Origin of the sequence: Nodularia chucula CCY0103, from assembly GCF_963923915.1 — a bacterium.
GTDB lineage: Bacteria > Cyanobacteriota > Cyanobacteriia > Cyanobacteriales > Nostocaceae > Nodularia > Nodularia chucula.
Genome location: NZ_CAWUOL010000019.1, coordinates 1 through 23,682 on the forward strand (window position 1 = coordinate 1; position 23,682 = coordinate 23,682).

At 40.7% G+C, this 23,682-nt stretch carries 22 protein-coding genes; 17 read left to right on the forward strand and 5 right to left on the reverse strand.

Going from position 1 to position 23,682, the window contains the following annotated elements; translation table 11 throughout:
• From ACM0OP_RS07935 to ACM0OP_RS07960, 6 genes are all read left to right on the forward strand, one after another.
• Positions 1-1,385 (forward strand): hypothetical protein (locus tag ACM0OP_RS07935; protein WP_414527853.1); only part of this gene is annotated, 1,385 nt, incomplete at its 5' end.
• Positions 1,382-2,263 carry a hypothetical protein gene (locus ACM0OP_RS07940; protein WP_414527855.1) on the forward strand — a complete coding sequence of 294 codons (882 nt, stop codon included), beginning with the start codon at positions 1,382-1,384 and terminating at the stop codon, positions 2,261-2,263. The genes ACM0OP_RS07935 and ACM0OP_RS07940, both read left to right, overlap by 4 nt.
• A 2-nt stretch (positions 2,264-2,265) precedes the next feature.
• Positions 2,266-2,910 carry a hypothetical protein gene (locus tag ACM0OP_RS07945; protein WP_414527856.1) on the forward strand — a complete coding sequence of 215 codons (645 nt, stop codon included), beginning with the start codon at positions 2,266-2,268 and terminating at the stop codon, positions 2,908-2,910.
• 188 nt (positions 2,911-3,098) lie between these two features.
• Positions 3,099-3,461, forward strand: a complete 363-nt coding sequence (locus ACM0OP_RS07950) for a hypothetical protein (protein WP_414527858.1) — start codon at positions 3,099-3,101, stop codon at positions 3,459-3,461.
• A 42-nt stretch (positions 3,462-3,503) separates the two neighbouring features.
• The gene (locus ACM0OP_RS07955; RefSeq protein ID WP_414527859.1) at positions 3,504-4,094 is read left to right on the forward strand and encodes a hypothetical protein; all 591 of its coding nucleotides are present in this window, start codon (positions 3,504-3,506) and stop codon (positions 4,092-4,094) included.
• Positions 4,072-4,356, forward strand: coding sequence for a hypothetical protein (locus tag ACM0OP_RS07960; protein WP_414527860.1), 285 nt, complete (start codon positions 4,072-4,074; stop codon positions 4,354-4,356). The genes ACM0OP_RS07955 and ACM0OP_RS07960 overlap by 23 nt, the downstream gene beginning before the upstream one ends.
• Before the next feature lie 579 nt (positions 4,357-4,935).
• Here the strand turns inward: ACM0OP_RS07960 and ACM0OP_RS07965 are convergent.
• Complete coding sequence (locus ACM0OP_RS07965; RefSeq protein ID WP_414527861.1) at positions 4,936-5,163, reverse strand: hypothetical protein; 228 nt, start codon at positions 5,161-5,163, stop codon at positions 4,936-4,938.
• Positions 5,160-8,213 (reverse strand): DUF3854 domain-containing protein, encoded by a 3,054-nt coding sequence (locus ACM0OP_RS07970; protein WP_414527862.1) that lies wholly within the window; start codon positions 8,211-8,213, stop codon positions 5,160-5,162. Before ACM0OP_RS07970 ends, ACM0OP_RS07965 begins: the two co-directional genes overlap by 4 nt.
• A gap of 412 nt (positions 8,214-8,625) precedes the next feature.
• Between ACM0OP_RS07970 and ACM0OP_RS07975 the strand changes: the two genes are divergently transcribed.
• On the forward strand, positions 8,626-9,078 hold the full coding sequence (locus ACM0OP_RS07975) for a KGK domain-containing protein (protein WP_414527863.1): 453 nt from the start codon (positions 8,626-8,628) through the stop codon (positions 9,076-9,078).
• A gap of 53 nt (positions 9,079-9,131) precedes the next feature.
• Here ACM0OP_RS07975 and ACM0OP_RS24585 read toward each other — a convergent pair whose 3' ends face one another.
• Positions 9,132-9,533: a hypothetical protein gene (locus tag ACM0OP_RS24585; RefSeq protein ID WP_462362462.1), complete on the reverse strand. Its 402-nt coding sequence runs from the start codon at positions 9,531-9,533 to the stop codon at positions 9,132-9,134.
• 326 nt (positions 9,534-9,859) lie between these two features.
• Here ACM0OP_RS24585 and ACM0OP_RS07985 point away from each other — a divergent pair, with 326 nt between their 5' ends.
• The 6 genes from ACM0OP_RS07985 (at position 9,860) to ACM0OP_RS08010 (ending at position 13,098) form a co-directional block, all read left to right on the forward strand.
• A complete protein-coding gene (locus tag ACM0OP_RS07985) occupies positions 9,860-10,054 on the forward strand; it encodes a hypothetical protein (RefSeq protein ID WP_414527865.1) in 195 nt (64 codons plus the stop codon).
• Positions 10,047-10,295 (forward strand): hypothetical protein, encoded by a 249-nt coding sequence (locus ACM0OP_RS07990; protein WP_414527866.1) that lies wholly within the window; start codon positions 10,047-10,049, stop codon positions 10,293-10,295. The genes ACM0OP_RS07985 and ACM0OP_RS07990 overlap by 8 nt, the downstream gene beginning before the upstream one ends.
• Before the next feature lie 579 nt (positions 10,296-10,874).
• Positions 10,875-11,279, forward strand: coding sequence for a hypothetical protein (locus tag ACM0OP_RS07995; protein ID WP_414527867.1), 405 nt, complete (start codon positions 10,875-10,877; stop codon positions 11,277-11,279).
• Positions 11,276-11,605 carry a hypothetical protein gene (locus tag ACM0OP_RS08000; RefSeq protein ID WP_414527868.1) on the forward strand — a complete coding sequence of 110 codons (330 nt, stop codon included), beginning with the start codon at positions 11,276-11,278 and terminating at the stop codon, positions 11,603-11,605. Before ACM0OP_RS07995 ends, ACM0OP_RS08000 begins: the two co-directional genes overlap by 4 nt.
• Positions 11,598-12,713, forward strand: a complete 1,116-nt coding sequence (locus ACM0OP_RS08005) for a tyrosine-type recombinase/integrase (protein WP_414527869.1) — start codon at positions 11,598-11,600, stop codon at positions 12,711-12,713. Before ACM0OP_RS08000 ends, ACM0OP_RS08005 begins: the two co-directional genes overlap by 8 nt.
• Position 12,714: 1 nt before the next feature.
• On the forward strand, positions 12,715-13,098 hold the full coding sequence (locus ACM0OP_RS08010) for a hypothetical protein (protein ID WP_414527870.1): 384 nt from the start codon (positions 12,715-12,717) through the stop codon (positions 13,096-13,098).
• 492 nt (positions 13,099-13,590) lie between these two features.
• Here ACM0OP_RS08010 and ACM0OP_RS08015 read toward each other — a convergent pair whose 3' ends face one another.
• Positions 13,591-15,546, reverse strand: coding sequence for an alpha-amylase family glycosyl hydrolase (locus tag ACM0OP_RS08015; RefSeq protein ID WP_414527871.1), 1,956 nt, complete (start codon positions 15,544-15,546; stop codon positions 13,591-13,593).
• 437 nt (positions 15,547-15,983) lie between these two features.
• Here ACM0OP_RS08015 and ACM0OP_RS08020 point away from each other — a divergent pair, with 437 nt between their 5' ends.
• Entirely contained in the window at positions 15,984-16,724 is a 741-nt protein-coding gene (locus ACM0OP_RS08020) for a dienelactone hydrolase family protein (protein WP_414527872.1), read from the forward strand.
• Positions 16,725-16,854: 130 nt separating this feature from the next.
• On the opposite strand, the gene ACM0OP_RS08025 is transcribed toward ACM0OP_RS08020, so the two are convergent.
• Entirely contained in the window at positions 16,855-18,264 is a 1,410-nt protein-coding gene (locus tag ACM0OP_RS08025; protein WP_414527873.1) for a hypothetical protein, read from the reverse strand.
• Between the two features lie 435 nt (positions 18,265-18,699).
• Between ACM0OP_RS08025 and ACM0OP_RS08030 the strand changes: the two genes are divergently transcribed.
• The 3 genes from ACM0OP_RS08030 (at position 18,700) to ACM0OP_RS08040 (ending at position 23,638) form a co-directional block, all read left to right on the forward strand.
• Positions 18,700-19,332 (forward strand): sigma-70 family RNA polymerase sigma factor, encoded by a 633-nt coding sequence (locus ACM0OP_RS08030; RefSeq protein ID WP_414527874.1) that lies wholly within the window; start codon positions 18,700-18,702, stop codon positions 19,330-19,332.
• A 138-nt stretch (positions 19,333-19,470) separates the two neighbouring features.
• Entirely contained in the window at positions 19,471-20,790 is a 1,320-nt protein-coding gene (locus ACM0OP_RS08035) for a DUF1822 family protein (protein ID WP_414527875.1), read from the forward strand.
• Positions 20,791-20,851: 61 nt separating this feature from the next.
• Positions 20,852-23,638, forward strand: coding sequence for a pentapeptide repeat-containing protein (locus tag ACM0OP_RS08040; RefSeq protein ID WP_414527876.1), 2,787 nt, complete (start codon positions 20,852-20,854; stop codon positions 23,636-23,638).
• The last annotated feature ends 44 nt before the right edge of the window (positions 23,639-23,682 follow it).

A 23,682-nucleotide genomic window follows, 5' to 3' on the forward strand; every position in this document is an offset into this window, starting at 1 on the left:
TTAACAACTTAACTAACGTTACTAACCAGACTAATACTAGTGTTAACAACTTAACCAATGTTACTAACCAGACTAACACTAGTGTTAACAACTTAACCAATGTTGCGAATCGAACAAATACTAGTATTAACAACTTAACCAATGTTGCTAACCAGACTAATACTAGTGTCAACAATTTAACTAACCTTACTAGCCAGACTATTAACACCTCAGCTAATTTTCTTCCCATCCAAGGAACCATAACCGCGCATAATTGCGTTGTTGGGCAGGATATGGAATTACCCTATGGAGGCTTAGGACTGTACGGCATTCAGTCACAGGTGCAACAACTTTCTAGTCAGTTAGAAACAGTTTCTAAAGTATGTTGTAGAACCTACCGAATTATGGGAGGTAATGATTGGTTTCAGGAAGAGGCTGTAAATTACAGATTTAATCCAGAAGCGTCAATTAAAAGCACAATTCCCAGGGCTTATAGGGAAACAAAAAGTGCATCTGTTGATACTCAGCCGCTAACAATGCAAGCAAAAAGCCTTCCTGAAATGTTGTTCGGTTTGGATGCTGCTACGTGGCGACGTTCGGGGCTGCATAAGTTACCTATTACTGCACCTCCCAGTATTATGCCTAGAATCAATCGGAATCCGGCTACTGGCGAGATAATTAATATTTCTGACTGGCCTTTGTCTGCTTATCAAAAGATTACAGACAACGTGAGTTTTCAAGGCTATCAGTACGCTCAATTTAAGTCTGTTGTTGGAGAATTTCCATTAAATATATCTGTTGAGGTGGAAGAGTCTGGCAAGATAATTGAGAAAAATATCAGGATTGATAATATCAGTGACGGTATAGCCGAATTAATGGGTGTATCTCTGGTAATCCAGGATGATTTACAACTGAATACTCAATTAGCAATGAAAGGATTAGTTGAAACAGCAGCAACAAAAAATGCTGCTTTAATTACTCAAGATATTTCTTTAGCCAATGCCAAGTATCTGGGATATCAAATCAATAGAACTCCTAAAACAATTCCAACATTATTTACTCCAGGGACGGAGAACATCAGAGAATTTATCAAGGAATCTAAACAGCAAATAATTAGCTATTCCCACAGAAGCGGACACCTTGAACATAAGCTGAATACTCTTTTGATTTCAGCAGGTATCACTAAAGCCGCTTTAACTACACAGTACAAACCTGGAGATAGTGTAATGGGAGGAATTATTGCTAAAGATGCTTTGGCGAAATTAAAAGCTGATGAGGATGACTGGAAACTATTTTTAAAACTTCTAAGGGAACCAATTGGAGACATGAAGATTGATGGTGTACCAATAATGGAAGTTGAGGATTTGACAGAGAAATTAAAGCAATATTTACGGGGGTTGAAATGAAAATAAATCCCGATGGGACAATAGATTTAGAGCCAGGAAAAGATGTATTTACCATTGGGCAGAAAACCCAGTATAAAGGGTCTAACCGTTGGCATCGTACTAGGAAATTTTCTAGCCAATTAGCTGATACTTCTAGCAGTAACAGTAGGGGTGTTTTTGGAAGACTTTTAGGAGGGTTAAAACGCCTTGGTGGATTTGCTCTATCTGTGGCTAATTCCCTGGGGATTGAAATTAGCTGGTCGTCTTTATGGCAGTTCATGCAAATTAGCAGCTACACCGTTTATAACTTCGACTGGAATCAATCTGATGAGCAAATCAAAAAACAGATTGAGTCAACCAATAATTTAATTTCTAATATGGCTGGATATATTCTGGGAGATACAAGTATCCGGGTTGCCACCGTAGCGGTCATCAACGGCATTCCCATCAAATACCCCATCATTCCGGCCAGGATAGCAGTTGATATTGCCAGAGAACGAGTAGCAGCTTTACGCCAAGATGTAACCTCAGAATCTCGCACAAATATTGAGAACCAATTCAAATTTGGAATCGCTTTGATAGGTCAGCTTGGGCTGCAAAATCTTTTTTATCAATCAATCTTAAGCCTAAGAAGTTTGAGAATGTTTGGTTTATCTCCAGTCACTCAAGATGGAGAGGCTTGGAGCTTTGCCAAGGCAGTTGATAAAAAACTTGAATCTATCAAGCCTGAGATTTTGAGGGAATTTGTAAAAGGATATTTGGGGGGAGTTGAAAATGCTTTTTGGGATACAGGATATATCGTAACAATGGGACTAGATGACATTTGGCGAATGGAACAATTTAGAGATGAAATAGAATTAGGAGAGAATAAAGCCGTCCGCATCAACCCTGAGCCGTAATTATGACCAGTATCGTCAAATCATCTCAAGACATCGTTTTGTTTGGCAGACAAAAAGACATCAAGTTGGCGATACTCCAAGCCATGACTAATCAAAGAACAATTTGGAATAAAGATGTTGGGCAAATAGTTGGGCTACCTGTAGCTGATGCCCAACGTCCCAAACGCCAAGAAAGAATTTTAAATATTATTTTTAAATCTAAAGAAAAGCCCCCCTGGAAGGTAAACGGAGAAAACCCCACCAGGGCTAGTTACCATATCCCAAATTGCAAAAAGGGGTTAACTTGGACGCAAATCAAGAGGGCAGCGCTTCCCTTCACTTGGGGGGAATATAGAGCTACGGCCACAATGTCCAGTGGAAGACAGATGGCTGTGTATGGCTCCACGAAAGAGGAGGCAGTTAAGGTTGTCAGGCGACTAGCTACTTTATCAGTGGATAAGATAACTAAGTTGAGGGTTTCTGATGATGTAGAGGTAGACCCAGACAAGATAAAGTTACCCACTAGATATTACCCCTGCTATGCCACACTGATTTCTGAACCGACTGATTTAGCAGGGAAACCCAGACAAGGGAAGAAGGCTTATGGTAAGACACGGCGAAGGCTGGATCTGTATCGTGAACCTAGCGATACAAGCCCTTTAGGATAGCTTCACAATATTTAACATTAGTGATTTTGAAATAGTTTTAATTAGGGTCGAAAAATTACAACCCTATAGGGTTGCTACCATATTAAAACCCTTGAAACCTTTACTCAGTAAGCTGTTACAGCCAGTACACAATCAATAATTTTCGTGGCATACTGCGAATACTTTCCTTCTGTTAGGGCAATAAAAATATGGCTGCTGTACAAGATTTAACTTGGCAACAAGTTCAGACCGAATTAACTGCAATGGGATATGCAGACGCGATCGTCGTTACTGGTGGCAAGGTGATGATTGATGTTGGAATCATTACTGGGGAAGATGCGGACGCATTGACTGATTCTGGGGTTACCGAATTTATTTACAAGTTCCGTCAAGGTGCTGGCAGGGCGCAAATCACTGTGAACGAGCCTATTGTAGACCCAGCAGAACAACTTTCATCTTTCCCGCCCTTTAGTTACAGCGCTCCTACTGAAGAGGGTTTTGTAGGGGTAACGCAAGTTTCATCATTCATAATTCCACTAGACCTTAATACCATTCTTGGTACTAACAACTAGGAAATAGCAAATTAAATTAGATAAGGAGGAAGCAGACGAGTCATGCCAAGACGCAGAGGTAATAAGATTCCGGTATATGTGACTTTTTCAAATTTGAGGTATGGATTTCAAATAAACCAGGCATTTCATAACCAATACAAGGGACCATTAGGTCAAACGGCTTTTGCAGGAGCGGCGGGTGTTTTCTTTGGGGCAAACAGCCCCAAGCCCAACAGGGCTACTTTGGAAATAGCTGGAGGAAGCAAGGTAAGTAGTTTTTGTTCCAGCAACAAAATTAATGACTTGCAAAGAGCAAACTGGATTGTTACTTCGGGTGGTTCTGGTATTCGAGGGCTAAAAACTGCCGGCGCAAGTCGTAGCGTATATGTTGATATGCCGGGAGGTTACAACTATGCCTGGAACTTAACGGCCGCAGAAATGGATAACGCTGCAATATTAGGAATAACACAAGCTACGGGGTCCACGGAAAACCTTGTTTGGGGTTCTACTCCAAAACCACCGAGAGCTTCCAAGCGTGTAGGTGGGTCAACTGTTAGTACGTTCATCAAGCCTCAGCAGTCGGTTTTAGATGCAGCTGTAGCGGCTGGATGGAGTATTAGAGGTGTCAATTATGACCTCCTGCCTAGCGAATAGAATCCAATATCCTGATGACGGCAGAGTTATCATTCTCCCCGGCGACCCGTCTTTTGATTGGACTTTGACTTGTCCTCCACCAAACTGGAGACAAGCAGCTGCTAAAGACCCTGATGGTTTTGCTTTTGTGGTTGAACCTGGTAGCGGTTTAGTAAGGGTTGCCACTGCTACTGATCTAGAAGAATACCTCTATGGCGGCGAGTATGACGAGCGACTGGACGAGATTGACGAAGCTGAGGATGGATTAGAGTGGGATGGGTAAATGTTGGGGCTATTCCTATTTCTGATGAGTGGCAGTTTACGTCCCTGATTGATAACTCTGTGGAGTGGATTAGAGTTAGGCACACACTAAACTCTGCTCCGGTTTTTATCAATTACGGCTACATTGCCCAAGTCGATAATTACCGGGACTTTACCAGCTTTCGGCGTATCTACCCACGAAGCAATAATACTGTGCTGCGAATGCCCTCACCTCCATCCTTCACCAGTCGTCGTTTATGTTTCAAAAAAAGGCGCGGAGTGATGAGTCAGTTTTTTTGGCTAGTTAATATTGATGTATGGGTTTAAATATGTTGCTAAAAATTTTTCCTGACACCATACTATTGCTAATCGTGATTCTAGGTTTGAGCGTGGGACTGTTTTTCGAGATTAGGGCGGTTGAAAGCTCTATCGTGGACAGGCTGGCTGATGTCTGGATGAGTACACAAGTCCGGCTCCTTGCACAAGAAAAGAGAATTTCTGTCATGGAGCGACAGATGGAGATATATAGAGAAGAGTTCAGCGCTAAATTGTCTGAAGTTGCCGATAGGTTTGACTAATTTTTCAAAATTTCAGAGTCTTTTCATGGGAGGTGCGATCGCACCTCTTTTTTTTTGCGTGTGGGGATGCCCAAAATTTTGAAATATTCCCTGCGTTCTGACAACCAAATTTTATATGGATGGTTCGCCCGCAGCCCGAACGGATACGCAGCATCAATTATTTTCTTCATTTCCTGGGGAGATGCCCCCGGTGGGAAAGATTGTATAGCTCTCTGAATCGCCCGTCTAGCGGCTAATCTCCATTCACTCATTGTTCTAATTTAAACTCACTACCATCTCTGACCCGGATACTCTGACCCTCTGGAGTATAAAAATAAAACCACATATTTTGAGGCGGGCGTTGCAACTCCACCAGCCTACATCCAGGTATCCATACATATTCCTCATCTCCCATTTGGCGAACTGACCAAGTGTATTTGGAGTCAATCATTTCGCCTCGTTCCCACCACGTGATGTGTTCTCGCGCCAATTCTTCAGCATCTTTTCGCCTGCTGATTTTAAATTTTTCTGTTTTAGCTGAACCATCTGGGAAGTCAAAAGAGGCCTCGCAATCCATCCGCCCATTCTTATAGACTTTTGTGACAGCTAGCAAAACAGCAACAGTCCCAAACCTCGTATTTTCAGCTAAGGCAATGGGAGGTAGATTGCCAATGCCGTTCTGTGTTTCTTGGTGTGTCGTTGGTTCAACTGAAATATTCTCAGATTGAATATCCTTTGTGGTTGGTTGAGATATATAGGTCGATATATCTTCTGGGATATCTCTAAACATAGGGGTGTTTTGCTCTAATCCACCACCATCCTTACTGGGCAAGGGTTCCGACCCACCACCCGACCCACCACCCGACCCACCACCCAATCCACCACCCGATATATCACCTTGAATGTCGGGCTGAATATCATCGGCGGATATTCTTTGATTGAGCCAGTGATCATAAGTGGGGATTTCTTCATCAATTTTGGGTAAACGCAGCCTCAAACCCCTGATGAACGTACCTTTTTTGTTGATTTCTTTGGAGATAGGCCAATTTAAGATGGTGTGGCAAGTCTCTATTAGGTCTGGTGAAAATGTCCGGCTGGACTTTGGGGAGCCACCTGTTTTTAAACAATGTGCAACGTAGGAACCAAACAGGGTGATCGGCGTGCCATTGTTCCCCTCGTTGCGATCGTTCCCAATAGGGGTGACAGCGTTAGCATCATAAACAATGCAGTCATTGATCCAGGAACTGACGGAATCGCCTTTCATCTGGTTTTCCCAAAATTCCAAGGTACATTGGGGGATTTCTTTCTCACCTTTCAGAGTTCGGGACACATGATCGTCATCTAGGGTTAGGAGGTAAAGGGTAAATGCTGACAGTTCTGGCTCAAACACTTTTGACAGTTCCCGTCGCTGGCGTTCCATAACTTTGCGGTTACATGGAACTGTGATTGTCCGTCGCTTGGCTCGGCTGCTACTACCACCAACGAAAATTGGAAAGTTGGAGCAAACAAGAGTCATTCCCTGGTAGTCAAAGTTAAAACTTTTCTTGCGCTTCTCCTCAGCCCGGACTTTATCACCACCGGTCAGGGATAAAAACCTACCAATGGAACCTTTGTATGGGTCTTCTTCTGGGAACACTACGAGCCTTTTACCAAAAGCGTTGTAGCCTTCAAATTGATTAGTACACCAGATTGGTAAATTAGTTACTAAAACGTTCTGTTCCCCAATCAGTTCTGTAACTAGTCTGGCGAATGTACCCTTACCAGTTCCACCAAGTCCAATTAGGTGCAGGAATTTTTGGAGGTCGTACCGTCCCTTAATAACAGCGTTGCAGAAACAAATCAGCAATTCCTTAATGTTGGGATTGCCGTCTGCCAAGTGTTCCAAGAAATTATTTATGTTATCCCACTTGCCTGGAGTATCGGAGTAGTCGCGCGGTAGTGTCCAGGTCAGCCGGAATCCTGGCGCGTGTTTGTGGAGTTTACCCGTGGCAATCTCTACCACCCCATTGGTGAATGGTAGCCAGTCGCGGGGTGAGACTTCATTCCATCGCCGTTCTATTAGCTCATGCCGGAGTAGTTTTAGGATGTTGGTGACATAATCTGAGCCAAAGTTCTGGATGTTATCACTGGCGAGAATTTTGTAAATGATTGATTCCATGTACTCATTTGATTCTGGAGACCACACCCCAGGGGAGTCAGCCTCATATCTCATCCACAATTTAGTCTCATCGTTAAAAGCGATCAGCTGTCGGTAATCCTCAGCTATCCTTTTGGCTTGCTGGTCAGGGGGCGGGTTCTTCTGCTTTTCTGGTTCTTCATATTGTCCCGGTGTCCCAGCTTTAAATTTTTTCTCCAGTCGAGCGATCGCATCAGCATACACTCGGTCAAATGCTCCTGATCCGTTGTTCACAATCAAGTCATCAATCCCCTTACCCTGTTCTGTTCTCCATACAATATCCTCTAGATAGGGATTACAGGCAGTCTTTAGGGCATCACTCAGGCGTTTTTTACCTTTGGTGACTGAAATTTTCGCTTTGTGGGAGTCATCACGATCCATCCCCAGTAGCCAAATTGAGTTTTCTGTTGCTAGTCGTTCCAGGTCAGAAGTTAGTTTGGGTTCTAAATCAATGCCGTCATCATCTTTGGATTTGCCACCCCCACAGCGACACCCATAAAGTCCGATCGCACAGTACCCCTGAGATAAGGCCGCCAAACTTTTCTTAGCCCCTTCAGTCACAATTCGGGGAATCTTAGCAGCTGCTAACCAATCCCAGAAACTACCATCCATCGGTACTTCTACCCCATACCTCGATGCAATCTTTTTTCTAATACTTGTAGGAACTGGGGGGAAGAATGCGCGATCGCCATTTTTCTTTGGGGCCATGTATCGGTATGGGCGCTGTCTTTCCTCATCCCACAAGCTCACAATTGCTTGCCACACACTCCCATCTTCATTTTTGAGGAATGCAGCATATATAGTTGGCTTAACTTGGTGGGTGAATCTGGCAAAGTACCATCCCAATTCATCATGTATGGGAGTTTCGGCATCCATGCCAGCGCTCCACTCAACATCTTGGTGAAATTCTACTGACTCGGCATAAAGTTCTGGTGCTATGCCACTTTTATTAATAAATACGTCTTTGACAAAGGATTTAAACTCTTCAAGACTGTTGAATTTATTTTCAGAAAGTGAGGAATTAGTTTCTTGTAATACTTGCTCAGATTGGGATTGAGGCGTTTTTTCTGCTACAATAGCAGTACAATTTTTGTTTTTGTTTTTGGGTGAAGTTGGCGCTTCACCATTTTTTTTGCGTGTAACCATTATACCTTTGTCCTGGATTTAATAATTTTGATTGGTGTTGCTAGAAAGGAATGCCGTCAATTTCGTGTATTGAAATTCCGGTTGCGTCTGAGAAGCCATGCAGTATCTGGTAGGGGATATTGTAAAAAATCCTTGGCTTTATAATTTCGAGGGTGAAAAACATCCGGTCTTCACGCTTGGTGGCTCTGAAATCCCAGACCGGGGTTAGACAAATAAATAGGTTAGAAAAGGCTGGGGCATAGTCGTTAGAGGGGAAACACCGGAGCATAGGGCTGTGCATTGCAGCCCATCGCCAAATTCGTAAATGAAGAATAATTTCCTCTAACTTGATTCTGATTTTCAATATAGATATATCGGGTGGTGGGTCGGGTGGTGGGTCGGGTGGTGGGTCGGGTGGTGGGTCGGGTGGTGGATGAAACCCTTGCTATATAAGGCGGTGGTGGATGGTGGTGGATTTACCCCTAACTTTAGAGATGTGGGAGTGAATATATATCTACCTATCTTTTTCAAACATTGTTCATGGTCAATTTTTTGTGGGAATTTTAGGAAAAGCGGGTTGGTTGCCTCCAGCCCGCTTTGTTCTTGGAAGGGAAAATTTATGGATTTACAAGACAGTGATGTTGTCCACATGGACAGCAACGAGAATATCGGTAACGGCTCAACATCTCGAATTAGTGAGATAAGGAAGGAAATTGAACATCGATTTTCTTATAAACAGCAATGGGTTAGTGAGGATGGTGCTGAATGTGAACTACTTCAAGAATGTGGCAAGTGGCAGAAGGGGCGGATTCGATTAAGGCTGGAGTTTGTGCCGGATAAGGAGGAATCGCCTCTGGATGAGTTCCGCTCTGACCTCAACATCTAATACACCACTGGTATAGACAAGAAAAACCTGTCACACAATTGTGTGGCAGGTTTCTAGTTGATATGTCCGTTCCCATTAACCGGATTTTCTTCTGTGGCCAGTTGATAGATTTCCTGGCGAAGTTTAGCTACCGATTGCTCAAATAATTCTTCCAGTTTTTTACTCTCGTCGAGACGCGCCTTTAATATCTCTTGATCGGCGCGGACATATGCTTTGTAACTCTGTTCGACTAATTGAAGGCGCTGGAGGATTTTCCCAAGAGGCGTATCTCCGTAGAAACTATTTGTCCCAACGGAATTTCCCCCTGAGCAATTTTTCTGATTAGTTCCGACTTCGTTGTATTCATACCCTTCGCTAAATTGTCGAAGGACTCCCAATCCTCCGGACTGATCCGAACTGTGGCCCTGATTGTTTCTGAGGGTAACGTCTTTGGTCGTCCCATTAGATTTATTCACTGAACTACCTTACCTATTGTACGAACAAAATGTTTTTTTGTATGAACAGAATTATTGACAGTTTTGTTCATCCCCTATTATAGTCTAGTTATGGATGGACAAAACTAATTGTCACAATCTTTTTCTGATCAACGCAAAAACATCAACCTTTGGAGAGATGGCAGCCTTCAGACCAACGAACTGCCGATGATTTGCAAGTTAGAGAAGAAAGCGCAGCGCGACGTAAACCGTGGGGAGATGGTAGCCCCCAGCCATTGAGTCCAATATCAACGATCTACCAGCGTTAGTTGTTTTGTACTCCCCAACACCCCACCCCCAGTGAATATATGAACCAATCACCATCACTAGTAAGAATTGGCGGAAGAATCATCAACATCAGCCAAGTACATCAAATCAAAATGATTGCATCTGATTACGTAGTTATTACCTTCAACGCAGAACACACAATGATTCTGCATGGAGACGAAGCCACGATTTTCTGGAATCAAGTTACCCAAATGATGGAATTAAAGAATGAATAGATTCTTAACCAACACACTTACCGACCTTGTAGAAGCAGTCAAAAAATTAGTTCCCATGACTGATGATGAGGCGGAAGATGTAGCAGCCCTAATGATACGAGTGCAGTTTTTACATGGGTTTGAGCTTAGACCCAACATACAGAGATATCGTATTGAGAGACTGCTAACAATCATTAGACTGGAAAACAAAATATCGGGAAATAAATCAATTTCAATTTCACCACCATCAAACAACCAATGAGGCTAAAAATCACATCCAATGGGGAATTTTTTCTACAAATATATGAGTTGTCTTTTTGGGTATTTCAGGGGGGTACTCGAACGTCCAGATACAAAATAACTCATATTTTTTGGAGCAATTGGTTGGAATTAAGACTGGATAATTCTGTATGAATTTTTGAAATTAACCATGCAAATTACAAAACTACAAAAGATACAATACCAACCAGCTAGAGCCTGGCTTGTCAGAAGAAAAGTTCTAATCAATTTAGTGTTCAGGCTAGGCAGGATTGAATTTAATTTCTTGATTAAGAAGATTGACGGACAAGCATTATATAGAGGAACAGGAAGATGACATTACCTTGGTTAGTTATAAATGTCAGTGCTATTCCTCCCAGCAAAGTTTGCAGATTTGGAACGAGAGCCGACGCGGAAATGCACGCTCAAAGCCTCAATCGATTAACCAGGAGTATTAATTATAAGGCTATATTCAGCCTTACCAGATAATTCTCAATATCCTTCTCTGAATACATTGTAGGATATCTGCGTTTGATATTAGTCATCGCAGATATCCATATTTTCTATTGAGTAAGACAAAAACATGGACATCGAAAAGCAGAAAAAAATCGAAGAAGCCGCACATAATTACGTTCTAAATGATTACGGTGCAGCTTTTGGACAAAGATTGTATATGTGGGAAGATTGGCATGGTGACGATGATGATACGAATATTTCCAGTGAGATAACTTTATATCCACCTGATGAGGGTCAACCATATTCATTTCATGAAGTGGTTGAATGGGATATCCAGACATCTTACATAGTGGAAGAGGATGACGAGGCGCAAGAATACATTGTTGCAGTTGGACTAGAAACAAAGGAGATATCCGGCGACAGTAACGATGATGAAAGTGATGAGATTCCAGAAACTAATCATGTAATGCTTCATGTATTTGTCGAGGTTGAGAAAGGAGAATTTGTAGGAGTCGCGGCGGAAGAACAATGATGACTCTGCAATTAGTAAGAATCCCAATATTTCATGGGCTAGGAGGGGAATGTATTTCTATTCATGTCCTCTTGATGTTATCAGAAGAAAATCAAACTGTTCAATTAACCGATGATTTAACAAGAGAAGAATTGGCTAAAATGACTGTACTAACAGAATCTCTGATAATAAGGCGATGCATTTTTACTCCCATTACTTTGGATACTTATCCATTAAATTTATGGACAAGAGCAAAGATTCAGTTATTTAGTGAGATTCCGAAAGATACTTTTACCCATATTGACAAGTGGAATTTGTTTACATTACCCAGTCAATTCAATGCTTGAGCAAAGAATTAAGGAAGCTAATGGGCGACTGACTGCTAATAATTGGGGAATAAAGATTGAAATAATTGGCAAGCGGCTATGTCTCCGGGGAGTGTTTCCCCCCAAGCCCAAGTCACACCGGAAAGACTGGTATCAGCAGAGGATTAGTATTGCCCCTGCTAATAATGAAGGAGTCAAGCTGGCGGAACAACAAGCCAAGGCGATCGCGATTCAGCTTGCCGCCAAAACTTTCACCTGGGCAGATTACCTAAAACCGGAACCACAGCCCATGACCGTGGGGGACTGGCTCTTTAGATTTGAAGAGGATTACTGGCAACGGAGAGAGCAAAATTATAAAACTCTCTCTACATGGGCTAAGGATTACTGGGACGTGTTCAAGCACTTACCCAATGATCAGCCTCTGACCAGTGACCTTTTACAGAGAACGATTTTAAAAACTAAGCCGGACACTCGAACTCGGCGACGCTACGCAATATCGCTGGGTGCTTTAGCTAAGTTCGCTTGCCTGGAAGATTTTGATGGGAGAAATTTTGTTGGTAGGTATGGCTGCAAATCCCGTACACCACGAAAACTACCTACTGATGCCGAAATATTGCAGGTCTACCACAGCATAGAAAATCATAAATGGCGCTGGGTTTTTGGGATGCTGGCGACTTATGGATTAAGAAACCATGAGGCTTTTTTTGTGAATATTCCGGAGTTAGTTTCGGGTAATCGCGTCTTAAAAATCATGGATGGAAAAACAGGCGATCGCATGGTGTGGCCTTTTCACCCAGAATGGTTTGATGAATTTAATTTGTCTCTGGTTAAGCGTCCCGACATAACCATAAATAGAAGTAATTCCGCCATAGGAAACACCGTGACTCAGCATTTCCGGCGCAATCAGCGTATTCCGTTCCAGGTGTATGACCTACGCCACGCCTGGGCTGTAAGAAGCCTGGAGTATGGAATTGATGTGAGTTTGGCGGCTCAACAAATGGGGCATAGCCTACAAGTGCATTCCCAGACATATCACTCATGGATTAGTTCCAGGGTTCATCAACAGGCTTATGAAAACGCTTTATCCAAGACTAATAGACCTTTACCGCCTCGGATACAAGAGAAATAGAATGATGAAAAATTTTAAGTTGTGGGTAAGTGCTAACGGTACGCTCGAAGTGCTAACGCCGTGGTTTTACTTTCTGGGAAGTGGCATCAGAACAGACCTTTACAATTGCTTAACATTTGGGGAGACAGTTTTTATTACTAAGTTTCTGGTGTTTGAAGTCCCCAGAATTTATTGGATGGTCTATCTTCCTATTTTTTCGTTCAGAGTAAACAGGAGTGGATGTACATCTATTTCCTTATTCCATACCCGCATACGCTTATCTCCTGTATTTGAGTATAGCTGTCTACTGGTTGAGCAACGGTTTGATATTACCTTGATGTATACCCCAGACATTCGGGCTAAGGTATCGGAATTTAGGAAACTTGATAATAGAGCGCTGCAATGAATAAAGCTAACGAGATACAGGGGCTGATCGATGAGCTAGAAGAAATCCGGGTAAATTGGAGGAAACCTTGGAGCATTAAAATGAAAACCCGAATTTATTTTGTACTGGTAAGGGTCATCAAGGCTTTGTACGACTATAAGCTACTGCTGAACAGTAAATGAACTCATCGCTTGAGGCGATCGCACTAGCTGTTTTAGGCAGGGGTATTAAATTAAAGTCAAGTGTTCATATTTTTTAATTCCGACTCGGCGAATGTCGGAATTTTTTCATGTTTTTATCCAGTCACTGCGTCTCTTAATCTGCTGGTTCTGGGTTCGAGTCCCAGGTCACCCACTACTTTTCAGCCTTTCGATAAATTACCCTAGACTAGATTTAGCCTAGAACAAGCCAAAATCCCCCACGAAAATTTCTCATCATGGAGGGATTTTCAGCCATTTTTGGGATAAACTGATTTAAAGGTAATGCAATCAATTGCGGAGATATTGAAGCTTTTTATGTCTCTGTGAGCCAATAAAATTGATATCCTTGTAAAGTAATACGACTATCACATTGCTCCGGTTTCATACCACTATATAAATCAACAAAATTACTATAAATATTGAAGCCCATAGTTCTAAGTGACTCCAAATATAAGTCTTGCGGATTTGCATCAAAGTTGGCGATAACTAGCACTTTTTCTGATGGACGTTGATGATTGAAACGAACAAAACATAGCAAGTGTTCATTATCTATGTGTACCAATTCCCGGTTATTAAAATCAGCAAATGCAGAAATTTCTTTACGGATGGCAATCATTTTTTTTGTGGCATTAAATACCGTGTGTTCTAATGTGCCTTGTTTTTTGCGTAAGTCGGCTTTTTCCCAATTAATTTTAGGGCGGTGTACCCAGCGATTGTCATTACTTTTGCTTAGGTCATCAATATAGCTGTAATCATTAAGCACCGCGATCGCATCGCCATTATAAATTAGAGGGATGCCGCCAAAAGATAGAATAATTGCGTGCATTAATAAAATTCTGTTAATTGCCAGGGCAATCAAATCCTCATCAGCAGTTTCCAGCGCCGATTCTAATCCCACCAAAGAAGCTAGAGAACCACAAATACGCGCATCTCCCGTAGCTTCATTAGGCATGAAAACAATTCCCCTCGATGGGGAACCATCAAACTGACCAGTTAAGTAATCAACTAAAAATTTTCTATGCGCTCTCGGTTCATAACCGGCTAAGTGAATATCACTATCGTCAAAACCCAAACCAATGTCATCATGACAACGCACATAGTTTAGCCAAGTGGCTCGTTCTAATTTATTAGGCAAACTTTTAATGCCTTGGTAAATTAGCTTAGTGTTTTTAGTGGCGATTCCATCCCACATTAATGCCATTAAAGTAGCATTATAAGCAATTTCACATTCTTTAGCTGCGATCGCATCCTCGCCGAAATACTTAATTACTTCCACAGGAGCAACGATCGCCTCAGCGATAAACAACACACCAGGTGCAGTCACTTGACAACAATCTTTCATTAACTGCAAAATTAAATGTGCATAGCGCTCGTTTTGGCAAGAACTACCGATCTTTTTCCATAAAAAAGCAACTGCATCCAGCCGGAGAATATCCACACCTTGATTTGCCCAAAACAGAATAATGTCGAGCATTTCAATAAAAACTCTGGGATTACTATAATTTAAGTCCCATTGATAATTATGGAAAACCGTCATCACCCATTTTTCTATCTCAGCATTCCAAGTAAAATTACCCGGATCTGTTTCAGGAAAAACTTCTGGCATATTTTGTTCAAACATATCAGGGATTTCTCGGTTTTCAAAGATATAATAGTAATCTTGAAAATTGCGATCGCCCATCTTCGCCTTTTGCGCCCATTCATGTTCGTCAGAAGTATGGTTAAGCACAATGTCCAGAGTCAACAAAATTTCACGCTTTCTGAACTCCTGAGCAATTTTGCGAATATCTTCTAAATTACCAACGCGCTCGTCAATTTGTCTAAAATCACTGATGGCATATCCCCCATCACTTTGACCATTAGGACACATCAAAATTGGCATAATATGTACCATATTGATGCCTAGCTCTTGAAAATAGCCGATTTTGTTCTCTAAATCTGCCAGGTTTTCGGCAAAACCGTTGGAATAAAGGGCCATCCCTACCCATTTTTGCGACAAAAACCAATTGTGGTCTTGCTCACGTTGAATATCCAACCGCTCTAACTCTGAAGAGCGATCAATATAGCCTTTCGCCATTGTTTCAACTAGCCGTAACATTTGCAGTTCAAAATCATCACGATGTCCGTACAGCGTAGAAAATAGCGAATGAATAGCGTAAAAGTTCGCCCCCAGGCGGGTATAAAAATGCCGCAAATCTTGCCGACGAATTTCTGGCTTTAAATCATCTAGTATTGAATTTAACAGTGAGTGAGAAATTTGTTCGTACATCGTATTTATCTTAAATTACAGTAAACTACCTACAGGCAGACTGCTATGTGAACGCCAACCCTTACATAGTAAGCTTCTTGACCAACAGAAAGCGCAGTAGTGGTTTTTTTGTGTCCAACCTGACTCCGACCTATATCATTGCAGCATCATCAATAACATAAATCAAACTAGCAGCTATATTTTATTGTTTAACAGTACGCGGAAGTCCGCACCCTCTTTGCGAGACGCTACGGGAACATTAATAGCAGGGGTTGGGAATTGGCATCAGAAGCCACACTAGAAAATTTTATTTGGGATAAAATCTACAGCATTAAAGGTGAAGTCTGCGATATTCTAGCCCTAAGCAATCCCCTTGAATATCCTAGCGAAAATCTGTAAATTGGCTGCTTTAATCAAACCCACTTGTCCACAAGTGGACATAAAACGGAGACAAAAAAGTGCAAATTACGAAGCGCAATGTCGAGTTAAGAGTAGATGATAGTTTAATGCGTGTTTATCTAGCGGCTCCCAAAGCACCAGGACTTTACCCAGGTATTGTATTTTATAGTGATATTTATCAGTTAGGTAGCCCGATTGTTCGTTTAGCTAACTACTTAGCAGGATATGGTTATGTAGTAGCAGCGCCAGAAATTTTTCATCGCATAGAGCCAGTTGGCTTGGTGATTTCGCCAGATGATTTAGGTCGTATGCGGGGTAATGATGATGCTCGGCGCACAAAAGTTGCTGACTATGATGCTGATTGCCTGGCCGTAATGGAATTTCTCAAAACAGAAAGTGCAGTCTCGCCAGGTAAAATAGGTACTCTCGGCTTTTGTATTGGTGGACATTTAGCTTTCCGCGCCGCCTTTCAAAACGAAATTAAGGCTTCCGTGTGCTGCTACCCTACCGGGATTCCCAGTGGAAAGCTAGGTCAGGAGATAGCTGATACCATCCATCGAGTGAGTGAAGTCAAAGGCGAGATGCTATTGGTGTTCGGGACTCTTGATCCTCACATTCCAGAAAATGACCGTCAAATTTTAATTAAAGCTCTAGAGAATGCTCATGTGCCTCACAAAGTTCTCTTGTATGAAGCCGAACATACTTTTATGCGGGACGACGGCTATCGCTATGATTCGGCTGCGGCTACCTCTGCTTGGTCTGAAATTGTCACTTTTTTAGAACGTACATTTGCCAACTGAAGCAGCGCTGCGGGTATTGTATCCGATTGCCTCCGGAACGGCAAAACGCCATCGCACCTCATAAAATTATTAAGGAAAAATTTGGGAGACAAATAACATAAGCTTAGTCTTGATATTTCATTAGATTATGCTATATCAAATCGGGATTAATCCAAGATGGGTCGGCTTCATTAAAAGTAAGCCACACAGACACGTTACCCATATTAATTTCATAGCCATCAGCACTCCATCGAGAGGCTGGAGTAGGGTCTAGACCCCAATTTCGACCCACCAATGGACTTGAACCTGGATCTGAGTCTGGTCGTAACTTTATATCTATACCCGCCATCAAGTCATCCTTGCTACCTTTCCTAATTGCGTTTTGCATTAGCTGGTGAAGCGGTGCTGTTACTTGAGGTATAGCAGAGGGGCAATACTGTTCAATTTGGCAATAGATAGCACTTGATGCTTGCCAGAGTTGAGCGTTTATAAGTGCCAAGTTATAATCGTCGTGATCATATGCAAGGATACCAAAATTTAAACCTAATCCTACTTCACCATTGTAGATTAGCGTATTATTGGGTCTGCGCTCATCACCTGTTGGTACGTTATCCCATACTCCTAACTGAGGGGGGCTAGAAGTTGCAGGAGGTCTCTCTCTATCAATTGAGGATCGCCCTGTGTTTAAGAATGCTTGGGTAATCATATAGATGTCTGGCATTCCTGATGAGGGTCGAAAAGGGTTACGTACATCCCAATTATTTTTTCTGGAATTATTTTTAACTTTGTTCAGGCGCACAATAATATCCGGATTCTCTACTCGGAATCGGAATGGGCGATAAGCTACAAGCCCAGTCTTGGAATAAGCTATGGCATGAACTGTAACATCGCTTCCCCCAAGTAGACGACCAGGGATCTTGAACGAGAGTGAATTATTGGACTCGTCACATTCCAGTTCCCCGCGAAAACCTCCACTTGTCGGCAGTAAATGCTCTGCATCAGCATACATTAGCTGAGTACGCGCAGTGCCGCCTGTAACATTCCGCCTTGTTTCAACACGAAAGACTGTAGCTAAGTCCACCCGTGGTGATTTACGTGGCAAGCGACTACAGTCAATTTGTTCTGCTGGAGAGGTTGCTGGGGAGCCATCCTGCCGACCAAAAGATACAGTGAAAACTTTTTGCTCTCTTGGCTCAGGGTATCTGTCCTTACGTGAAAGAATCGCCGGATCTAAATCAGAGGTATTAGGGGTAATCGATCTTGCTACAAATTGAGGTTGATTCGGTGAACTTGTTGCGCCTTGTCGCCTGATGATGTCAAGAAGCGCCGGATCAATCCTTATCTCCGAACCCGGAATCGGTATTTGTGGCCTGATTGAATCATAAGGAATGCGAATCTGTGGCTGTGCCAATTGTAAAACTGTAGGCCGCTTTTTCTCAGAAACGAAGCCATAATTTAATTGTGTTGTTTCGTGGGAACTGCGCACAGATTCGGCAACTGCTTCAACGTTCCCTGTGGCCAGCGAACCTACTAGCCAAAGCGAAAATAATGATACTTTCATCCCACATTCCGCTTTGCTTCTGAATCTTGGGTACATTTTTTGCTTGTAAGAATTTTTCAGTTTTTTGGATTGTCTCACTTTTGATGATTTGTAGTTATTGAGAGGTGTCTTTTGTTCTCCTCACTTTCATCAACAAATGAGAAAAACAGATTATTCCTAAATTGACTCAAGTTTTTTTATTGTTATTTGAGCAAGTGTTTTCTAACCCTTTTATCCAGGTGAAGCATAGGTGCATAAAAGCGGACTGTCAAACATATTCATATAAAGATGTATAAAAATGCTAAGTACCCTCTCATGGTAAAATTACTTAAAGAATCGGGAAAATGCATAGTCGATAGATTAGTCTGCCTCATTAACCTGCGATGTCGGCAACAACTCTCCCTGAGAGTATCGCGGTCTTCTTGTTATTTGCTTATATTAAGTTGAGCTAATATTATGCAGTCGAAATCAATAGCAGAACCGATTACCCATCTAAAAATCGATGCAAGACACCAAGAAGTAATAGCCAAGATTGCCCGTAAATATTGCTCTGTATCCTGGGAAGATGCAGCCCAAACGGCGATGATGAAAGTCTACGAAGCTGTAAAAGCTGGAAAATTCCACCAGGGAGGAATCGCAGAATTTCAACGTTGGGCTACAGTGGTTGCTAAGTATGAGATTATCAATTTTGTGAAAAAAGAATCTTTGCGATCGCACCAAAGTCTAGACGCAACCATTACTGGTACTGATGTATCTTTAGTTGATACCATTGCCGATGAGTCGAACCTTCTGGAAGCAGTAGCCCGTGCAGATTTAATTATCAAGGCGAAACAAGCGATTATCAATCTAGATTGCCGTTACAGCAATCGCGGTTATCTGAAATTATGGCAACTTATGGTTGTAGGTAAAACCCAAACCCAACAAGCATCTGTGTTGGGAGTCAGTCAAGGGGAAGTTTCTAAGCGTTGGAAGGAATTAGTTGGACGTGTGGCGATCGCATTAGGATTACTGGAACCCGAAGCCATTCAACCTGAACAACAAAATAGTAAACTCAAAGATACTCGCAGACGTTCAAAAGCCCAATGGTAATTTTGTCAAGTCTTTAAAAAGTTTATTATTTATCCGCATAGGATAATGGATTCGTTTGTTAACACTATTAACCATCCTGCAATATTGGGAAATACTAAACCTATGGGTACAAGCTGTGATCAATCCAAATCTGGGAATATGCGAAAACCTTCACTATCAGCACAACCTGGAGAAATTTGGAAGTTAAACCGTGATGTAGAATTTTCGCTAAATGAAGAGAATAAACTTTACTCAATAGAGGCTAAAAGTTTTTTAGCAGGTGACACTAAACCCCGTTATGTGATGATTGTAACTGAGCCAGAGGTAGATATTATTTCTGTAATGGTATTATCTACCGAAACCGATGTTATTTCTGATATTGATCTAGTTATTCCTACCCATATTACAGGTTTAGGGCAGGACTTACTGGCTGAGACTTGGCATATACAGCCAATGCTGGTTTGTAATTTATTAAAGTCAGTTGGCAAGAGGTTATCACGAGATATTTATGACCTATTACTAAATGTCGGAGACTATTATCATGGTTTAATAAATCAACAGCCAGAAATTAATGATATTGAACAATTGGGGTTAAAAGTAGGAAACAGAAATAGTTTACATACCGCAGAATTTGCTCTGTTTCATCAAATAGAAAAAGCTTGGAGTGATGTTTTAACAATACCAGTTTTGGCTCGTAGTACATACTTGAAAACTGTGTATTTAACAGAGGAAATTCTTACTAATTGCTTGCAAATAGAGCAGGAAATAATAGATATTGAATTTAACCAAAATAGAGTTTTCAACTCATTATCTAACTCTGTTAATCAAACACAAATTATGCTCAGTCGCTGGGGGCAAAATATTTTTGAACGTGAATGGCAGGCTTTGATCACATTCCCAAACTTAGTTATAGCAACCCGCAGTCATAGTGAATCACAAAATAGTCAACAAAAAAATATCCAGGCACTTATTAAACAATTATCATCTGAAAATGATGAAAATCAACGGCAAAGTGCAGCCAAACACTTAGGAGAAATTGCTGTTGGTAATAGTGATGCGATTCAAGCTTTAGTTAATTTACTACGAAGCACATCTGATGATGAAACTCTGTGGATTGCTGTAGAAAGTTTGCAGAAAATTGACCCAGAAAACCCTGCGACTGGCATTAAAATGGTAAAACTAATTGATTTAGGTATGGAGATCGCTAGTAAAGCTGTAGCTTTAGCTGTGGCATTTTTACAAAAAGCTGAAGGGGATGTAAGCGTACTTTTGCAAGTTTATCCTACAAATAATGATGATTATTTACCAACAGAGTTAAAGCTAATCTTAATCGATGATTTTGGGCATATATTGCGGGAAATTACAGCTAGAAGGGCAGATGTTTATATGCAACTCAAATTTAGTTGTGAATTGGGGGAAAAATTTAGCGTACAAGTTGCTTTGGGTGATACTAATTTACAGGAAAATTTTGAAATTTAATCTGACGTTAATTATGGATGATAAATTGATGAATCGTCCCTAAATATGATGATTTTAAATTATGGCATTAGCAAAGGATAATAATTTTTCTGGTCAAAATCTCCAGGGTTATGATTTTAGAAGAAAAAATCTTACTGGTGCAAATTTTGGCAACGCTGATATTCGTGGTGCTAATTTTAGTGATGCAATTTTAGAAAATGCTAACTTTCAAAATGCGAAAGCTGGAATCCCACAGAAACATATCACGTTATACCTAATGGGAATGTTTATACTGTTTGGCGTGAGTGGTGGTGCTTCGGCTTTGGCTAGTGTGAATTTAACAACATTATTTTATAGTGATTATATTCGGCAATTTACTATCGTTCCCGGTGTAGTAAGTCTATTTGCCATTCTCTTATTTTTTGCGATTATAATTCAACGGGGGTTTGGTGGAGACTTAGCGATCGCAACTGGAATCCTAACTGGATTAGTAGCTACAACACTTTGGGGTTATCTGTGGTTAGTATTTGGTTCGTCAGGAACTGCGATCGCCAACCAAACTGGTTGGAGCCTCTTAGGTGCTGCTGCTTGGGAATTTGTTGGTTTTACCCTTGGTACAGTCATATTTGTGGCTGCTAAATTGCTTTTTCGGTCAAATAGTTATATTTTTTGGATCGGGTGGATTATTGGTGCTTATTTGAGTTTCAATGCTTCCCGTTCATTAAAACACACATTAGTTAGTTCCGATGAATTTTGGATACCAAATTTAATCGTAATTATATTTTTTGTATTTATTTGTGGTTATATTAGTTGGCAAGTAACAGCTAGTAATACCAAATTTATTTATATTTACAACCTAGCTGTAAATTTTTGTGCAATTGGTGGTACTAGTTTTAGAAAAGCAAATCTCACAGGTGCTAATTTTACTCATACCACACTCACAAGTACGGATTTTAGCGATGCCAAGTTAATCCATACAAATTTTTATTTAGCTAATAAAATTCATCAAACAAAAACTAAAAATACAATTTTAATTAATCATCTAGTACGTGAATTAACTGTCACCCATAATGGAGTAGATAAATCCTATCAAGGATGTAATTTTAAAGGAGCATATTTAGCTTTTGCGAATTTGCAAAATGCTGATTTCACAGAAGCAGATGTGAGCTTATCAAATTTAACAGGGGCTAATTTAGAATTTGCCAACTTCACAAAAACCCAAGCCTTAAATACCAATTTTGAACAAGCTAAATTAACCGGATCTTGTTTAAACAATTGGAATATTGACAGTACCACCCAACTTGATGGAGTGATTTGTGATTATGTTTACCTTTGTAATCATCAACAGGAACGTCGTCCCTGTAGTGGTTATTTTCTTCCAGGTGATTTTACAAAACTATTTCAAGTCGCTATCAATACCGTTGATTTGATTTTCCGTAATGGTTTAGATTTACAGGCCTTATCTACGGCTTTAGCAAATGTGAAATTGGAAAATATAGATATACCCTTGGCCATTAAAAGCATTGAAAATAAAGGTGATGGTGTTGTTGTAGTACGGGTAGATACACCGGAATTTATTAATAAAGAAAAAATTCACGCTGATTTTTATGAACATTATCAATTTGCACTTCAACAGATAGAAGCCAGACATCAAGCAGAACTAAAAAGTAAAGACGAACAAATTCGCCTATATAGTCAAAATCAAGCGGATTTAAAAGAATTAATGCAAATGATAGCCCCCATTGTTGAAAAAAAGAAAAAACAATCAACATTAGGAAAATTAGTAGTTTTAAAATTAGGTCAAGGAAACATCAACACAGGATTTCCCGTAATATTACAAATTAGTTCAAATGGAGAACATCCCTATTTTGAATCAAACGGACAATTACCACCTGCACCTGAATTAGCTGTAGCATACACTCAATGGCAAATATCCTATCGTCACAGCTTACAGGGAAACTTACGTATCAAATTCCCACAAACACAAGTTACTAATATTAGTAAAAGGGATTTATTCAAAGAATGTGATCGCCTATCTTTTAATTTACATGAACAAGTTAACTTATGGTTAAATTCTTCACAATTTCGCCCACTTAAAGAACAACTATTAGAAAAATTAAACCCTGATGAATCGATTCGTATACTATTACAAACAGAAGATAATCAACTCCGACGCATACCTTTACTGCTTTGGAATTTTTTTGAGCGCTACTCTCAAGCAGAAATAGCACTTTCGTCAAATTATTATGAAAGAAAATCAAAATTTCAATCTCCAAAATCCCATGTAAAAATATTAGCTATATTAGGAGATAGCACTGGTATAAATATCCAAAAAGATAGAGTATTACTCGAACAATTACCCAATATAGAGGTCAAGTTTTTAGTCGAACCGCAACGTCAAGTTCTCAACGATGAACTATGGCTACAAGAATGGGATATCCTTTTTTTTGCTGGTCACAGTTTTACCGAATCTGACGCAGGAATTGGCTATTTTCATATCAATCCAAGGGATAGTTTAACAATTACTGAATTAAAAAACGCACTAACTAAAGCGATTGCAAATGGATTGCACTTGGCTATTTTCAATTCCTGTGATGGTTTGGGATTAGCAACTAATTTAGCAGATTTACATATACCCCAAATGATTGTGATGCGCGAACCAGTACCCGACAAAGTTGCACAGGAATTTTTAAGGAATTTCTTGGCGGAATTTTCTACGGGTCAGCCTTTGTATCAATCAGTACGCGAAGCTCGGATGAAATTACAAGGTTTAGAAAATGATTTTCCTTGCGCGAGTTGGCTACCAGTAATTTACCAAAACCCAGCAGAAAGTCCTCTAGAATTGTATAGCTATAGCCATCAAGATTAGGATGTAAACTATAGCAACCGCCAAGGTAGTTAGGACATTTCCCG

Coding starts and splice junctions, on each gene's coding strand:
- ACM0OP_RS07965 (WP_414527861.1), bottom strand. CDS start 5,163: ATGAGTGAATGGAGATTAGCCGCTAGACGGGCGATTCAGAGAGCTATA.
- ACM0OP_RS08015 (WP_414527871.1), bottom strand. CDS start 15,546: ATGTACGAACAAATTTCTCACTCACTGTTAAATTCAATACTAGATGAT.
- ACM0OP_RS07950 (WP_414527858.1), top strand. CDS start 3,099: ATGGCTGCTGTACAAGATTTAACTTGGCAACAAGTTCAGACCGAATTA.
- ACM0OP_RS07995 (WP_414527867.1), top strand. CDS start 10,875: ATGGACATCGAAAAGCAGAAAAAAATCGAAGAAGCCGCACATAATTAC.
- ACM0OP_RS07975 (WP_414527863.1), top strand. CDS start 8,626: ATGAAACCCTTGCTATATAAGGCGGTGGTGGATGGTGGTGGATTTACC.
- ACM0OP_RS07960 (WP_414527860.1), top strand. CDS start 4,072: ATGACCTCCTGCCTAGCGAATAGAATCCAATATCCTGATGACGGCAGA.
- ACM0OP_RS08010 (WP_414527870.1), top strand. CDS start 12,715: ATGATGAAAAATTTTAAGTTGTGGGTAAGTGCTAACGGTACGCTCGAA.
- ACM0OP_RS07985 (WP_414527865.1), top strand. CDS start 9,860: ATGAACCAATCACCATCACTAGTAAGAATTGGCGGAAGAATCATCAAC.
- ACM0OP_RS07945 (WP_414527856.1), top strand. CDS start 2,266: ATGACCAGTATCGTCAAATCATCTCAAGACATCGTTTTGTTTGGCAGA.
- ACM0OP_RS08000 (WP_414527868.1), top strand. CDS start 11,276: ATGATGACTCTGCAATTAGTAAGAATCCCAATATTTCATGGGCTAGGA.
- ACM0OP_RS08025 (WP_414527873.1), bottom strand. CDS start 18,264: ATGAAAGTATCATTATTTTCGCTTTGGCTAGTAGGTTCGCTGGCCACA.
- ACM0OP_RS08005 (WP_414527869.1), top strand. CDS start 11,598: ATGCTTGAGCAAAGAATTAAGGAAGCTAATGGGCGACTGACTGCTAAT.
- ACM0OP_RS08030 (WP_414527874.1), top strand. CDS start 18,700: ATGCAGTCGAAATCAATAGCAGAACCGATTACCCATCTAAAAATCGAT.
- ACM0OP_RS07970 (WP_414527862.1), bottom strand. CDS start 8,213: ATGGTTACACGCAAAAAAAATGGTGAAGCGCCAACTTCACCCAAAAAC.
- ACM0OP_RS07940 (WP_414527855.1), top strand. CDS start 1,382: ATGAAAATAAATCCCGATGGGACAATAGATTTAGAGCCAGGAAAAGAT.
- ACM0OP_RS08035 (WP_414527875.1), top strand. CDS start 19,471: ATGCGAAAACCTTCACTATCAGCACAACCTGGAGAAATTTGGAAGTTA.
- ACM0OP_RS07990 (WP_414527866.1), top strand. CDS start 10,047: ATGAATAGATTCTTAACCAACACACTTACCGACCTTGTAGAAGCAGTC.
- ACM0OP_RS08040 (WP_414527876.1), top strand. CDS start 20,852: ATGGCATTAGCAAAGGATAATAATTTTTCTGGTCAAAATCTCCAGGGT.
- ACM0OP_RS07955 (WP_414527859.1), top strand. CDS start 3,504: ATGCCAAGACGCAGAGGTAATAAGATTCCGGTATATGTGACTTTTTCA.